The organism is Psychrobacter sp. D2 (assembly GCF_013608135.1).
GTDB lineage: Bacteria > Pseudomonadota > Gammaproteobacteria > Pseudomonadales > Moraxellaceae > Psychrobacter > Psychrobacter cryohalolentis.
In genome coordinates this window covers 269,150-285,374 of record NZ_JACDXZ010000004.1, presented here as the reverse complement: position 1 = coordinate 285,374, position 16,225 = coordinate 269,150, and the positions used below count along the sequence as shown (strand labels likewise).

At 43.6% G+C, this 16,225-nt stretch carries 11 protein-coding genes, 2 pseudogenes and 1 riboswitch; of the genes and pseudogenes, 7 read left to right on the top strand and 6 right to left on the bottom strand.

What is annotated here, in order from left to right:
- Positions 1–44: 44 nt before the first annotated feature.
- Positions 45–182, bottom strand: a riboswitch (glycine riboswitch).
- A 383-nt stretch (positions 183–565) separates the two neighbouring features.
- The 4 genes from H0262_RS07740 (at position 566) to H0262_RS07725 (ending at position 4,138) form a co-directional block, all read left to right on the top strand.
- Positions 566–889 carry a YcgL domain-containing protein gene (locus H0262_RS07740; RefSeq protein ID WP_011513153.1) on the top strand — a complete coding sequence of 108 codons (324 nt, stop codon included), beginning with the start codon at positions 566–568 and terminating at the stop codon, positions 887–889.
- Between the two features lie 222 nt (positions 890–1,111).
- On the top strand, positions 1,112–1,699 hold the full coding sequence (locus H0262_RS07735) for a hypothetical protein (RefSeq protein WP_149492819.1): 588 nt from the start codon (positions 1,112–1,114) through the stop codon (positions 1,697–1,699).
- Positions 1,700–1,927: 228 nt separating this feature from the next.
- Positions 1,928–2,782, top strand: coding sequence for a MoxR family ATPase (locus H0262_RS07730; protein ID WP_181210335.1), 855 nt, complete (start codon positions 1,928–1,930; stop codon positions 2,780–2,782).
- A 132-nt stretch (positions 2,783–2,914) separates the two neighbouring features.
- Positions 2,915–4,138, top strand: coding sequence for a VWA domain-containing protein (locus H0262_RS07725; protein ID WP_181210334.1), 1,224 nt, complete (start codon positions 2,915–2,917; stop codon positions 4,136–4,138).
- A gap of 791 nt (positions 4,139–4,929) precedes the next feature.
- Here the strand turns inward: H0262_RS07725 and H0262_RS13145 are convergent.
- From H0262_RS13145 to H0262_RS07705, 5 genes and pseudogenes are all read right to left on the bottom strand, one after another.
- A pseudogene (locus H0262_RS13145) lies at positions 4,930–5,106 on the bottom strand (glycine zipper domain-containing protein); the annotation flags it as partial.
- Between the two features lie 90 nt (positions 5,107–5,196).
- Positions 5,197–5,667 (bottom strand): annotated as a pseudogene (locus H0262_RS13290) (hypothetical protein); the annotation flags it as partial.
- 597 nt (positions 5,668–6,264) lie between these two features.
- Entirely contained in the window at positions 6,265–7,095 is an 831-nt protein-coding gene (locus H0262_RS07715; protein ID WP_181210333.1) for a phosphodiester glycosidase family protein, read from the bottom strand.
- 64 nt (positions 7,096–7,159) lie between these two features.
- Positions 7,160–8,962, bottom strand: coding sequence for an FMN-binding glutamate synthase family protein (locus H0262_RS07710; RefSeq protein ID WP_181210332.1), 1,803 nt, complete (start codon positions 8,960–8,962; stop codon positions 7,160–7,162).
- Between the two features lie 843 nt (positions 8,963–9,805).
- Positions 9,806–10,633 carry an IclR family transcriptional regulator gene (locus tag H0262_RS07705; RefSeq protein ID WP_181210331.1) on the bottom strand — a complete coding sequence of 276 codons (828 nt, stop codon included), beginning with the start codon at positions 10,631–10,633 and terminating at the stop codon, positions 9,806–9,808.
- Between the two features lie 175 nt (positions 10,634–10,808).
- Between H0262_RS07705 and H0262_RS07700 the strand changes: the two genes are divergently transcribed.
- Positions 10,809–11,993, top strand: a complete 1,185-nt coding sequence (locus H0262_RS07700; RefSeq protein WP_020443096.1) for an acyl-CoA dehydrogenase — start codon at positions 10,809–10,811, stop codon at positions 11,991–11,993.
- Positions 11,994–12,216: 223 nt separating this feature from the next.
- On the top strand, positions 12,217–13,488 hold the full coding sequence (locus tag H0262_RS07695) for a CaiB/BaiF CoA-transferase family protein (protein ID WP_181210330.1): 1,272 nt from the start codon (positions 12,217–12,219) through the stop codon (positions 13,486–13,488).
- 184 nt (positions 13,489–13,672) lie between these two features.
- On the opposite strand, the gene H0262_RS07690 is transcribed toward H0262_RS07695, so the two are convergent.
- Positions 13,673–14,431, bottom strand: coding sequence for an IclR family transcriptional regulator (locus H0262_RS07690; RefSeq protein ID WP_011513163.1), 759 nt, complete (start codon positions 14,429–14,431; stop codon positions 13,673–13,675).
- A 285-nt stretch (positions 14,432–14,716) separates the two neighbouring features.
- Between H0262_RS07690 and H0262_RS07685 the strand changes: the two genes are divergently transcribed.
- Positions 14,717–16,183: an NAD-dependent succinate-semialdehyde dehydrogenase gene (locus H0262_RS07685; RefSeq protein WP_181210329.1), complete on the top strand. Its 1,467-nt coding sequence runs from the start codon at positions 14,717–14,719 to the stop codon at positions 16,181–16,183.
- Positions 16,184–16,225: the final 42 nt, after the last annotated feature.

Below are 16,225 nucleotides of genomic sequence, written 5' to 3'. Positions count from 1 at the left end.
AGAGCAATACGCCAATCAGCGTGATGCAAATAAACCGTTATGACATGTGTTTTTCAGTCCTTTTACCTGAGCGATTAGCAGGGTGGATGCGCCTTCGGTGGTCATGTAGCGGCTGTCAGTACAAACTCGTTAATATGAGCATTACTAACATTAGGCTAAAGACTCTCTCCTGAAAAACGCTTTTATTATGAAAGGTTCACAGCTTTTTTACAACCCATCATATAAATTATAGTGAATAATTTTAGCAAACATGCTTTTTTATACGGACAATACACCGAACGACAGCAAAATAGAGTACATGTGTTTCTGTAAAATTACATAGCGTCAATAAAAAATAAAGCTGAAGCATTTGTTATAAAAATTTAAAAGTATAAAATTTATCTATGAGCATCATGCCTGACGGTACAAGGGATACAGAGTGCTCATATGAAGATGCTCCTTACTTTCTCTTAAGCTAAGTTGCGATAGTATTTGGGATGCTTTACCTTATCTGAACGTAAAGTCACTACTGATAATGGCTTGAAATATGCTAATCTATAACGATAGTTTCTGATAGGTTGTTTTTATGCATTGCGATATTTATAAATTCCTTAAACATGATGATATGTATATCTATATTGCCCGTCCTGATTATCCGAATGATACGGATGAAATCAAAGATTGGCTGGGTGTGTTACCCAAAGACTTTCGTGCAGGCTTAGGTCGTAGCAAGTTTGTCATGCATCTGGATTTGGCTACAACGCCTACACTTGCTAGAGTGGACAAAGAAGAAGTGCTAGCAAAGCTTGCGTCGCAAGGGTATTTTGTACAATTACCACCGCAAGATGTCATGCGCCGCCAAGCAGAATTGCGTGCCCGTGAATCTCAAGACAGTATTTATAATACGTAATAGTTATAAAATTATATTTTAACAAGGTTTACGTCGATATTTTGCAGCTCGTTTTATCAAGTCTAATTTCTTAGCTGGCTTTTTTGAACAGAGTGGATAGATACAGATGAAATATCAAAATCTATAGTGTCATGCATTTTGGTGAAGAGTCATGATAAACTAGCAGTTTATTAATATAATCACTATCCCGCACTATTTACGAACGCAGGTAATAAAACACGCATGGACTGGTTAAAAAATATCTTACACAGCTTACCACTAGAAGCCATCAGCGATATTCTCGGTGAGATTGCTATTTGGTGGGGGCAGCTGGTAAAAGACGTACCGGTAGCAGATTTACCAATGTATGCTTATCTTGGTGGCGTCATTATCGTGTTAGTACTTTGGCTACTGGTCGCGCGCATATTACCACGTCCATTAGGCGGCATGAGTTGGATGATACTGTTTGCTGTATTATTAGCACCAGGTACAGCACTGGGCGATCCAAGCGTGATTGCACCTGCTAGTATCAGCGTGGTCTATGCGATTATGATGAAGGACACGACTGGTGCGATTGCTAATATGCTGCCCATCATGGTGGTATTATTTGTTGGTTTATTTGTTGGTTTTGTTTGGCAGCTTATTCGCGGCGCCTTTGAATCAAGCTTAGATAAAGCTCGCAGTCGTACCGCCCAGGACACGCAAGCAAATATGCAGCTAGCTTCTGGCAATTATTTGGCGACAGAATCTGATGAAGTGGTGGCAGTTAAAGATATTGATCCAGCAATTAATCTAAAAAAGGATACACCTGTATCTAAAAATAACGATTAGCCTGAATGCGATTGCTTTAACCTTTTAAAGTATTTCCTTTCTAGTTGACAGTGTTGATTCCTGCATTTTTCTAATGATTATAAAAGACACCATGCGTGTCTTTTTTTATATGATAAATATCTGCGAACGCATGAGTATTTTGGCAATCAATAAGGCTGTGCTAATCTAAATGACAATTTATTAACGCTCTTAAAACCTTTTAACGATAACAATAAATGAGATTGTATTATGACCGATAAAAAAACCAAATTTACGGGTACGCAAAGCTATATCGCTACTGATGATTTGCAATTGGCAGTCAATGCGGCAATGACGCTACAAAAACCGCTACTTATCAAAGGTGAGCCGGGTACAGGCAAGACTTTACTAGCAGAAGAGGTTGCTGAAAGTTTAGGTATGCCACTGATTACGTGGCATATCAAGTCGACGACTAAGGCAGAGCAGGGTTTGTACGAGTATGATGCGGTATCGCGTCTGCGTGATTCGCAAATGGGTGACGATAAAGTCTATGAGATTGGCAATTATATCAAGCCGGGTAAATTGTGGGATGCCTTTACCAGCAAAGAGCGTAGTGTATTATTGATTGATGAAATTGATAAAGCGGATATTGAGTTCCCAAATGACTTGTTGCACGAGCTTGATAAGATGTCTTTTTATGTTTATGAGACGGGCGAAACCATCACAGCGGCGCAGCGTCCCGTGGTTATTATCACCTCAAACAATGAAAAAGAGCTACCGGATGCGTTTTTGCGTCGTTGCTTCTTCCACTATATTGATTTCCCTGAGGAAGAAACCATGCGCCAAATCGTTGAGGTACATTTTCCCAATATTCAAGAGAAGCTGGTCAATGACGCGCTTGATATTTTTTATAAATTGCGTAATGTTCAGGGGCTTAAAAAGCCACCATCAACTTCTGAGCTGGTCGATTGGTTGACCTTGTTACTTGCGGATGATATGGCACAAGCAGAGCTAGAAGAAAACTTGCGTGGTGAAAAGTCTATTCCGCCACTATATGGTGCGTTACTGAAAAACGAAGCCGATGTGAATTTGTTGCAGCGTTTTGCTAATATGATGCGTCGTTAATATTTGTAGCTTGCATTGATTTTAACTTCAGATATCAAAGTCAATGCAAGCGCTTAGCCTATGACTGTATCAATTCATGATGTCAGCAATATCACCAGATAATAATGTCAGCCAATAAGTGATACGACTCTTATGTTTATCAAACTATTTTACACCTTGCGTACTTACGGCGTTCCAGTCAGTACGCGCGAGCTGCTCGATTTAAATGCTGCATTAGAGCAAGGGCTGATGATGCAGCCGCACCCTGAAGATCCAGCATTGACTACTTTTGCCAGTCGTGAAGACATGTATCGTCTGATTCGATTGTGCATGGTCAAAGACGAGCGCCATTTTGATAAGTTTGATCGTGCCATGGCGGATTATTTCGAAGGCGTCGATAGTCTAGACATGGATGAGCTGTTGGCCAAGCTAACGGACGTGCCCAAAGAATGGCTCGATTTAAAGCTCGATCCAAAGAACCTGACCGATGAGCAGAGACGTCTGCTAAAAAAGTACGGCTCGCTTGAGGAGTTGATGAAGGCGTTGGAAGAGCGGTTAAAAGAGCAAAAAGAGCGTCATCAAGGTGGTAGTAAATGGGTCGGTACTGGTGGCACCTCACCGTTTGGCGCTTATGGTGACCATCCTGAGGGCGTGCGTGTCGGCGGTGAGTCACGCAAACGTAGCGCTGCCAAAGTTTGGGAGCAGCGCAAATATCGCAATCTTGATGATGACAGTCAGTTGGGAACGCGCCAAATTCAGATGGCGCTACGCAATCTGCGCCAGTTTGCACGGACGGGCAGTGCTGATGAGCTGGATATTCATGAGACGATTAAACGTACCGCAAAAAAAGGTGTGCTCGATATACATATGCAAGCAGAGCGCCGTAACCGTGTCAAAGTACTGATGTTGTTTGATGTGGGCGGCAGTATGGATATCCATGTCGAAGCGCTCGAAAAACTGTTTTCTGCGGCGAAAAATGAATTTAAAACCTTAGAGTTTTTTTACTTTCATAACTGCCTGTATGATTATGTTTGGAAGGACAATAACCGTCGTCATAGCGCACCGATGCCAACGTTTGAATTGCTTAATAAGTATGGCCGAGAGTATCGGGTCATCTTCGTTGGTGATGCGTCGATGTCACCCTATGAGCTCATGACGGTAGGCGGTAGCGTTGAATATATGAATAATGAAGCAGGCATCGTCTGGTTAAAGAGGGTTCTCGCGCACTTTGATAAAGTCGCTTGGCTCAATCCTGAGACTCCAACCTATTGGCAATATACCCAAACCATTGTTGAGATTAAAAAACTGTTTGATAATAAGATGTATCCGATGACGTTACATGGCGTGGAAGATATGACCAATTATATGGCGCGTTAGTACCCTATTAGCTTTAGAGTAACTCAATGTTAGCTTTGCAGTCAGTTTTTAAATGATATAAATCAGAATAAAAAACAGCTTCTATTATTTAATAGAAGCTGTTTTTTCATAACATTTTAATTGTCTACGATAAGCAATCATTGCCTCATCATTAATAATTAAATAATAGGACGATTCCACGCATCACGTACGGCAAATCTAGCATCTGACCATTCTAAGCGTGAGTTGCCACGTGAATTTAACCAATCTCTCTGCAAGTCTTGCTCTACCAGCTCAAACGTTTGGTCGTTACCATACTGCTTGCGCTGCGCATAACCATAACCATAGGCATTACGATAGTCGGTATCGTAATCATATTGCGGATTATAGTAGTCAGTCGTCGCATGCTGAGTACGCCAGTAAGTGTCTTCTTCCATATTGCCTTCAAACGCATTGGCAACGGCGTTACCAGCTGTTGCACCGACGACTGCACCAACGGCACCGCCTACGACTGAACCTACTGGACCACCTACTGCACCGATAGCTGCGCCTGCTGCTGCACCGCCGACCATACCTGTACCACTACTAACAGGATTTGCTTCTCGTTGTACTTCATTTTGATCAGTAGGATTAACGGCTTCACCAACTTCTTGGCCACCAGCACCACCAGCAACTGCGCCTGCTAAGCCGCCGATTACTGTACCGACTGGACCACCAACTGCCGTACCTACAGCAGCGCCTGCTGCTGCACCGCCCAGTGCACCAGTACCACTAGCAATAGGATGTGGCTTCTCATGAGCTTCTAAGCTATCGGTAGGATTGACCATCTCGCCTGCTTCATGTCCAACTTTGCTACCTGCGATTGCTCCAACAGCGCCACCTACTAAGGTGCCAACTGGACCTCCGACTGCTGTGCCTACGGCTGCACCTGCTGCTGCGCCACTAAGCGCGCCAGTACCAGTGGCTACTGGGTGCGGCTTATCTTCACCATGATGGATCGGCTCAATAGGCTCTCTATGACCTGCATAATGGACGTACTCTTTTGGCTCATAGTTTTCACCATTCATACGGGCATGGGTCTTATCCCAACCATCACGTACCATGTCTTTTGCTTGTAGCCAGGTCATGCGTGAGTCGCCTTTTACCTCATACCAGCGCTGTTCAAGCTCAGCTTCAACTTCTTCAAAGCGTGTAGTATTTGGATAATGCGCACGGGTGGCATAACCTACTGCATAGGCTGGATGATAATCGGTATCATAATCATAATCTTCATGATAATAAGGGCGCGTGGTATGAGTTTCTTGCCAGTATTCATATTCTACTGTTGGGTCTAGCATTTCACCGACTGAACTACCTGCGACACCACCGACGATAGCACCAATAGCACCACCAATCAGCATGCCTAATGGACCACCAATAGCACCAATAGCTGCGCCTGCTGCTGCACCGCCTGTACCACCAAGAGCTGTACCTATTGGATGTGAGCCTGGCTCACCTGTAATGGGGTCAGCGTTGTCATTGACTACTACTGTACGATTGATATTATCCATGAGCTATTATCCTTTTTACTATTATTGTTAAGTTATGAAGAATGATATAAGTAGCCTGCAGTCTAAATGACATTAAAATAAAGGTCATTTTTGACATCCAATCTTAGCTTGTCCTCTAAATCAGTGATTGTTAGCTAGCTATTGAAGCTTGCTAGCAATCACTGTGTAGCTGTTCAAATTTCTAATACTTATTTTAATACTTCGCATTGGCATTACCCTTAAGAAATATAGTAAGCCTTGCTTGCTAAGTAATATAGCCTAAGGGTGCTGGACTAGTCTGTAGCACATAGCTGCTACCTGTATAGCATCTATGTAAACGATACTTCTATAATGAGCATTATTGTTAACCAATGATTATCAAGGCGCACAAAAGTAAATAAGATGTAAGTCGAGCTTATTGGAATCGTTATTTCCAATTACTGATATTATGAGAAGGTTTAAGTAAGCACAAAAACGGCACTATTATTAAGAATAATAGTGCCTTCATTTTTATTAAAAAATACTTAATGTGGCTCAGTGAGTCTAAAAAGATGCAGTCTCAGTAGGCATGGTATTACTGATGATGAATTGGTGGGGTGTAAGTAACCATACTATGGTCTATTGTGCTGACTCAACCAGTCCAATCATCACGCCCATCTCTTTTTTGTCATGCTTATCTATCGTGGGTGCGTATAAAGCGGATGCAATACCGCCATCTAAAAATAAAGCATTCGGACACTTCAATTGGTTTTTAAATAGTGCGGCAAACTGATAAAAGGTCACGGGTGCTTCGCTATTGACAAATTGTAGACTGCCATCGCTACACACGCCTATACCATTGCGAATTTTAGCTGAGGTGCCATCAGGGTCAAACTGCGGATGGATAGCGTCGTTAATAACCAGCATAGGACCAGATTGGGTAGCATACAATGGCTGTGCAGTGCCGTTTTTTAGCTGCTCGGCTAAGGCATTACTTTCAGTGATTTGTACCTTGCCAGACTTATCCCACCACAGTACGCCATTGGGTAAGAGGTGAAAATTGCCGCCGCCTTCTTTCAGGTTTAATGCACGTATCTCTTCAGATTTGATGACGGTATAGCCAATAGGTGCATAATTTTCATTGTACATGCCCGCATTCATGGCAAACTTCAAAGATTGCGACGAGGGCAGGCTGCTCAAGAGATTATCGAAAGTCAGTAGCGGTTGACGACTGTCAGATTGTTGCCAAAACAACTGTAATGAATAGCGCTTATCTGTCAACAAATCAGACTGAATATGACAAGTGCTATAAGCAAACGGTGTGTTGTGTGATTGACATGACCAATCAGTAGAAGCAGTGTCCGTCTGATTGCTATCAGTTGGTTGGCAAGCACTTATACCAACAGTCATAAACGCCATGAGCATCATTGGCAGTACATGAAGAAGTTTTTTGAAAACAGTGTTTGGCATCAATCATCTATCTTTTATAAGGAAATAAATTGCGTGATTGTCACAGCCAAACACTGTTAAATGGTTAAACAGTTGGCGGTATAAAATCGCGGACGGTATTATTGACATTGCCAATCATTTTACCACCATCAATATTGACGTCTACCTCTCCAACCGTTTTTTCTGTTGGCGCACCGGTTTCTTTACCGATATCGCGCGAGTCTTTATTATAAGCAATCAGCGCATCATTATTGGCTAAAAAGCTCGACGAATCTGCCATTACCCACATCTGATTAAAGACCTCTGATCGCGCATTATGATCAAGTAAGGCACCTTTATCGGTGAAATAAAAGAACTTCGACAATAGCTTAATTTGTCCATCATCCAAACGGCGTGCAATGTGATAAGGCTGCAATTGACTTGGGTGCTGTAAGCCGACTGCGCCAACGATGCTGGCAAGCGATTTTAGGGTATTTTTATGATAACTGGCAACGCGTTCAGCCTTACTTGGTACATCAAGTGCTTTTTGACGATAAGGGTCTTGGGTTGCGACACCTGTCGGGCAGGTATTGGTATGACAAGAGCGCGATTGGATACAGCCGACGGCAAACATAAAGCCGCGCGCAGAGTTACACCAATCAGCGCCCAATGCCAATAGGCGGGCGATATCAAAGCCTGATACGATTTTGCCACTCACACCAAGTTTGATTTGGTTGCGGATGCCTGCTCCAACTAAGGTGTTATGAACGAATAAAAAACCATCGATCAATGGCATACCGACGCTATCCATAAACTCAACAGGTGCAGCACCCGTGCCGCCTTCAGCACCATCAATAACGATAAAATCAGGATAATTATCTGCCTCAAGCATGGCTTTGACAATCGCCATAAACTGCCAAGGCTGCCCAATACATAGCTTGAAGCCAACTGGCTTGCCTTCTGATAAATCCCGTAGCTGCTGTAAAAACACAACCAATTCGCGAGGCGTACTAAAAGCAGAATGCGACGCAGGTGATACGCAGTCTTGACCCATCGGCACTTGACGGGTTTCAGCGATTTCTGGGGTGATTTTTTCTGCTGGCAACACGCCGCCCTGACCGGGCTTAGCACCTTGTGAAAGTTTGATTTCAATCATTTTTACTTGCGGGTCAACAGCTTTTTCGGCAAATGACAGTGGGTCAAAGTTGCCATTGTCATCGCGGCAACCGAAGTAACCTGTACCCAGCTCCCAAATCAAATCACCACCGAATTTACGATGATAAGGACTGATAGCACCTTCACCACTATCATGAGTGAAGCCGCCCATTTTTGCGCCTTGATTGAGCGCCATAATGGCATTAGCAGACAAACTGCCAAAGCTCATCGCTGAGATATTAAACACTGACATATCATGCGGCTGCTTACACCGCTCACCGCCCACAATGATGCGGAAGTCTTTATTCTTAATCGGCTCACTGACAGCAGATTGCAAAAACCATTCTTTACCATGAGCATATAAATTGTCCAAAGTGCCAAAAGCATTGGTATCGCTGACGTTTTTGGCGCGCTGATAGACCAAGGCCCGCTGCTGACGTGAGAACGGCACTTGCTCTTTATCGTCTTCGAGCAAATACTGGCGAATCTCAGGACGGAAATCCTCTAACACATAGCGGATGTGACCGGCGATAGGATAGTTGCTTAGGATAGAGTGCTTAGATTGCAATAAGTCATAAATACCTAGCCCAACGGCGAGACCACCGATGATAATGAGTACCCAGTTGACGAGGAGTAATCCTGCTAAAAACAGCAAGATTGCGGCGCCAAAGGTGCTGTAGCGTAGCAAAACACCGGTTAGGTAAGGGGAGTTGTGTTCAGGCTCAGGGTTCAAATTGGTTCTGGAATCGGGCATAACAAGGCTCAACTATAAAAAATAGGAATTAAAAAATGCGGCAGTAAGTTATTTGGTAACTTTGCCGCTATTCATGATTCAATATAGAAAGATTAAGTAAGAGTTTTAAAATGAGCGAAAGCGCTAAAAGCCAACATGCTAAAAGCAGGCCAAACGCCCTTAGGGGCTCAAATTTGTGGTGTGTATCATACGCCTATAATATCACGGCTCCATATCAATTAAGTAACGGCAGACCAATAAAGACCTTGCAATTGCTACTCTCAGGCTTTAATAATTCCAAAAAAATCTTAAGCTTATGTTTTAATGACCGTTTGTCGCGTAGCTATGATTAAATTGTCTATAATCAATGGCAGAAAATATTAAAAATAAAATTGAAACCGACTGTCAGTATCTTGTAGCAAGGTATGAAAAGTACCTTGTAAGGTGTGACGAGGACGATGCATAAAGGTTAAAAAAGCGTTTATCCGCAATGCACAGTAGCCGCTGCAGTATGTTTTCAACCCGCTGCTGCGAGAGTGCAGGGTCTGACACTCGCCCAGTCGGTTGCAAAGGGAGAGTCTATACGCTTATATAAAGCATATAGAAAATTCGGACATTAATAGTTTAAAAGCAATTATTCAACAAGGTCAATTTGCCAGTTATATCAATCGCTTCAATCAATGGCTTATGGCACATTACTTTTATTATTGGTATTTACATTAAATTTTAACGTCTCTTACGCTTTAGCACAAACTACTTGCTACAAAGTGTATAGCACTTAGACCAAATCACTTTGTGATTGTATCGAAACGCTTTAGTATCATTGGTAAACTAAGTTAAAACTTACCTGGCAACTCAATTAGTCTAAACCCCGCTGCCAATCCTTTCAGCCAACGCTTGCAACTTAGGTACTATCATCGCCGCATAGTCTTCGCTTTCCCAGTTAGCACTCGGAACACTGGCATTGAGTGAATAGGCATATTGCCCAGTCGCAACATCAAAGACACCAACGGCCACTGCTAATATGTCCGTAGAAAACTCACCATCCGATACGGTATAACCATGCATTTTATAATGTTCTGCAGCGTCAGATAAAGCAGCCTGCGCATGGTTATAATCTTCTGCTGATAGCTGCTCTTGTAAATTACTACGAATAACAGCCTGTCGTATTTGCGAACTAGCTGCATAAAAAGCACGTCCAATAGCGGTGCGGGCGACGGGAACGGCTGAGCCAACTTGCAAATTGACCGATAGGCGGGCAGGGCTACGACAACAAGCGTGATAGCGCATTTCTCCTTCGACTTCGGTTGCTAAATTCACCGACACCTCGTTTTGACTGGCAAACTGCCGCAATAACGGTTCAGCTGCTGCCACTAAATCATGACGACTCCACGCTGTTGCACTTAATCGTACCGCACTACTACCCAATTGATACTGTCCATGTAGCGTCACGCGCAAAAATCCAAGCGTCATCAAGGTATGAATCAGACGAGTAATCGTCGCTTTTGGCAATTTTGTCATCTGGCATAATTGCTGATGGCTAAGCGCCTCTTCATGTTCAAAAGCTGCCAATATCATTAAGCCACGTCCAAGGGCAGTGACAAATTGCCTATCGTTGTCTTCTTTACCTTGGGTAAGGGAGCTATTTAATCGATCCAATAATGGGGCAGCTACCAGCATATTTTTTCTCATTTTATAACCATCTGAATGAATAAGGGTTTACAGGACGCTAAAATTTTGCTTAAATAGTTTATATTATGAAACTAAGTTTCGCACAGCGGAATTTTGAAGTCAATAGTAAATTTAGCCAAAGCATCATATTCACCATTAATAGTCGGTCAGGATGACTGATAACAAGGAGCACCACATGGCAACTTCTAGCAGCCCACGTTTTGATTGGGAAGATCCATTTTTATTACGTGACCAGCTTACAGATGAAGAGCGCATGGTAACGGACAGTGCGCGTCAGTTTTTTCAAAAAGAGCTGATGCCGGGTATCATTCAGGCCAATCGTAATGAACATTTTGACCGCGATATCATGCGTCAGATGGGCGAGATGGGTCTTCTTGGTGTAACGATTGACGGTTATGGTTGTGCTGGCATGTCAAGCGTGGCTTATGGCTTGATTGCGAAAGAAGTGGAAGCGGTGGATTCGGGCTATCGTTCAGCGATGAGCGTGCAGTCAAGCTTGGTCATGCATCCGATACATGCCTATGGTACAGAAGAGCAGAAAGAAAAATATCTACCAAAACTGGCAACTGGGGAATATGTCGGCTGCTTTGGTCTGACAGAGCCGGATTCGGGTTCAGATCCTTCATCAATGTCAACGCGCGCGCGCGCAGTGGCAGGCGGTTATGAGCTGACTGGTAATAAAATGTGGATTACCAATAGCCCGATTTCTGATGTATTTGTCGTTTGGGCAAAAGATGATGCGGGTGACATTCGTGGTTTTATCTTAGATAAAGGTATGAAAGGGCTGTCCGCACCGAAAATCGAAGGCAAGTTCTCATTGCGTGCATCTGTCACGGGTGAGATTGTCATGGACAAAGTGTTTGTCCCTGAAGCCAATGCTTTCCCAGATATTCGTGGTCTAAAAGGTCCGTTTGGTTGCCTAAATAAAGCCCGTTATGGTATCGCTTGGGGTTCAATGGGTGCGGCTGAATTCTGCTGGAAAGCGGCTCGTCAGTACACCCTTGACCGTAAGCAGTTTGGTCGTCCGCTAGCCGCGACACAGTTGGTACAGCTAAAACTTGCCAATATGCAAACGGAAATCACACTAGGTCTACAAGCAGCATTGCGTGTTGGCCGTTTGATGGATGAGGACAATGCGGCGCCTGAAATGATTTCACTGATTAAGCGTAATAACTGCGGCAAAGCGCTAGAGATTGCCCGTATTGCCCGTGATATGCATGGCGGCAATGGTATCTCTGATGAGTTTCATATTATTCGTCATGTGATGAATTTAGAAGCGGTCAATACTTATGAAGGTACCCATGATATTCATGCGCTCATCTTAGGTCGCGCGCAGACTGGGATTCAGGCATTTTATTAAGCGTTATTAGCTAATAAGTATTAGCTAATTTCCCGATCATTAACGTACGTTACTGTTGTGCTTCTTACGAAGCACTTGATAAGCAGTAGCGTGCGTTTTTCAGTTATTAGTCCTCATTTATATCTGGTTTAGCAGTAGTTTTAAAGAATTAGATAAATGAGGACTAGGCACTGTCTTATCATTTTTACTATTATAAAAAATACGTTATCAATAAGGGATTATTATGACTGTCACTACAACCACACAAGAGCCTGAACAAGCCAACTTTACTAAGAGTGCTACCGCTGATATTGCGACTGATGCTGTATCAAAAGGCGCATTGCATGGTATCAAGGTGCTTGATTTGTCGCGGGTATTGGCAGGTCCTTCTTGCACTCAAGTGCTCGCCGACCTTGGTGCCGATGTGATCAAGGTTGAGCGTCCACATATCGGTGATGAAACCCGTCATTGGGCACCGCCAAAATTCAGCGATGATACATCCGCTTATTACGCCACCATTAATCGCAATAAAAAATCCCTTACGGTCGATATCACCACGCCTGCTGGACAAACCATCATTAAGCAGCTCGCTGAAACAAGCGATATCGTGGTAGAAAACTTTAAAGTTGGCGGTCTGAAAAAATACGGTTTGGACTATGAGAGTTTAAAGCAAAGCAATCCACGTCTGATTTATGCCTCACTAACGGGCTTTGGGCAAACAGGTCCCGATGCTGAGCTTCCGGGCTATGACTATATTATTCAAGGTTTGTCAGGGCTAATGAGCATCACTGGACCTACTGATGGCGAACCGCATAAAGTTGGCGTGGCAGTGGTAGATTTATTTGCAGGCTTGCAGCTGACGATTGGTATTCAAGCGGCGTTAATAGCGCGCCAGCATACTGGACTGGGTCAACATGTCGATGTCGCGTTACTAGACAGTGCGTTGGCAATGCTCGCCAATGTTGGTATGAATCATTTGGCATCTGGCGAGGTGCCGCCAAGACTGGGCAATGGTCACCCTAACATCGTTCCTTATCAAGTGTTTGCCGGTGCAGGGGAGGAGCATTTCATTTTAGCCTGTGGTAATGACAGTCAATTTGCCAGACTATGCCAGATGCTATCCGTAGAGTGGCATACTGACAGTCGTTTTGCGACCAACCCTCAACGCGTTGCCCATCGTGAGCTGATTTGTGAGTGGCTCATAAACGCATTTGCCAAGCATCCACGTGCATATTGGCTTACGCGCTTGCATGAGGCTGGTATTCCTTGCGGTCCTATTCATAATGTTGCAGAAGCTTTGGCTATGCCGCAAGCACTGGCACGAGGGATGATTGTTAATTTTGCCGCGCAAGGCAGTCCGGTAAGAGCGCTTGGCAGTCCCATTAAACTCTCAGGCTCGCCTGTCACTTATCGTACACCGCCACCGCGTTTGAGCGAGCATACTGACAGCACGCTTAGCAATTTGGGCTATGACAGCGATATGATCGCCAAATTGAAAGCTGATGGGATTGTTTGATTAAACCCCTGATTGTCTTGGTCGAAGGCGGTTATTACCTGCAAAAGCTCAATGACAATTTGCAGGCATTTTTATCAGGGCTTATAGTCAGTCCTAAATAAAATAAGTACAAATATCATAAAGTGCTACTGGTATAAATTTTTCTTTCTTTAAACAAGGAAATAGCAGCGTTTAGGTTTTATTGCTAATCAATGAAACCTAAACGCTGTTCAATTTGCTTCGCCAATTCAATCAGTACAGCACTGACCTCAGCACGCTTGGACTCATATTCTGCTTGTAAAAAGCTGACTGCCATACCCGCAACCGCATTGCCTGACGCATTGCGTATGTAAGTCCCTAAGCAATACATACCATCACGCAATTGCCCATCATCCAGTGAAATACGGCTCTGCTGTATGGCAGCAATTTCATCCGCTAAAGTTTCAAAGTTGCTAACTCCGTTAGGTGTCATTGGCTCTGGAAAGATACCTTCATAAAGTGATTTGATATTATGCATGGGCAATGTTGAAAGCATAGCTTTGCCCGTGGCAGAAAATACTGCTGGTACGCGCACACCAGCACGGAAAGTAAAACCAAGCGGAGCTGGTGCTTCATGACATGCTAAAAAAACCACTTCGCCCAAATCCATTTTGGACAAGGTGACGGTGTGCTGTAACAGGATAGGATATTGCATGATAAGGTCTTTAAATAACTGCACCACCCCTTGCTGCTGCTCGTATTTACCCGCCCAATATAGCAAGTAAGACCCTAAGTGAAAGCGCCCTTCGCTATCCTTATAGATGACATGCTTGGTAAGTAAGCTTTGCAAAATATTATGCGTTGAGCTACGTGGTAGCTTTAACTCTTTTGCAATATAAGCTGCCGTTAAGGGCTGCTGGCTTGCCGTGATTAAATCCAGAATTTGAAACGTTTTGTCTAGAGCAGGAACGGCGCTGGTACTCATAAGTTGCCTATTAAAATGTCAGTTGAAAAGTAAAAATAAAAAATATGTTCGAGAACTATCAAAATAACGGTTGCAAAGAGTATCGCATCGTTCTTATAATGATGTCTCATATATGGAATATCTGTTCAGTATATTGAACAGTGCATATATTATCAATCATTATTACTGACTGCTTACGTCAATTTTTCATTGGTTTAATAGCTGTTTAAAAAGACAAGCTTATGCCAACGTTAGATAGCTTTATAAATAATAAATAAGTAATAGCGACAAACATGGAGTGTTACGATGCTAAATACGACCCTAAATCTCTCAAACCCAGATTTGATCAAACAGCAGTGTCTTATCAAAGACGGATGGCACGGTGCCAATGATGATGCCACTATTGAAGTGAGCAATCCATTCAATGGCGATGTTATCGGTACGGTGCCAAGCTTGACGACCGCTGATATCAATGATGCTGTTACTTACTCTCACGAAGCTCAAATCACTTGGGCCGCCAAAACCCCACAAGAACGCGCGCAGCTGCTGCAAAAATGGGCAGATCTTATCGATGCCAACAAAGAAGATTTGGCCATTATCATGACCGCCGAGCAGGGCAAGCCTTTGGCTGAATCACGCGGTGAGATTGGTTATGCCAATAGCTTCATCCGCTGGTTTGCAGAAGAAGGCAAGCGTGTTTATGGTGATGTTATTCCTGCAACCAACTCGCAATTACGCTATGTGGTATTAAAACAGCCGGTTGGCGTTTGTGCTGCCATCACGCCTTGGAACTTTCCAGCGGCGATGATCACGCGTAAAGCAGCTCCTGCACTGGCAGCAGGCTGTACTATCATTATCAAACCTGCGACTGAAACGCCATTTTCTGCCTTAGCACTCGGTGCATTGGCTGAGCAAGCAGGTATTCCTGCAGGCGTTATCCAAGTTGTGACCGGTAAATCATCTGTTATCGGCGATATTCTTACCGGCGATGCTCGCATTCACAAGCTATCATTCACGGGTTCTACCGAAGTCGGTCGCACCTTAATGGCGCAGTGTGCTCCAACGATTAAAAAGCTATCATTAGAGCTTGGCGGCAATGCACCGTTTATCGTTTTTGATGATGCCGATCTTGAAAAAGCTGCTGAAGGTCTAATCGCCTCTAAATACCGTAACGCCGGTCAAACCTGTGTGTGTGCCAACCGCGTTTATGTTCAAGACAGCATTAAAGATGAATTCTTAGATATCTTTATCAAAAAAGTCGCTGAGCTAAAAGTCGGTAATGGCATGGAAGAAGGGGTCAACGTTGGTCCTTTGATTAATGAAAAAGCCCTACAAAAAGTACAAGCGCTACTAAAAGATGCGCTAGATAAAGGCGCGACCCTAATTGCTGGTGGCAGTACGAACAATGCGTCAGCCCTTGCTTACAACCCAACTGTTATCACCGATATCAGCGCTGATATGGATATTGCCAGCGAAGAGATATTTGGTCCTATCGCGCCAGTCTTTACTTTCTCATCTGAAGAAGAGGTTATTCGCGCAGCCAACGACACTATCTACGGTCTAGCAGCTTATTTTTATAGCAGCGACTATGCGCGTGCTTGGCGTGTGACCGAAGGTCTTGAATATGGCATGGTTGGACATAATACGGGCATGCTCTCAACAGAAGTAGCACCATTTGGCGGCGTCAAACAGTCTGGTTTTGGTCGTGAAGGTTCAAAATACGGCATCGAAGAATATGTTGTGACCAAATACTGGTGTTCTGACGTCAGCTAAGCTTTTCAGTTTTATTTTCTATTTTAATGGTCACATATCTAA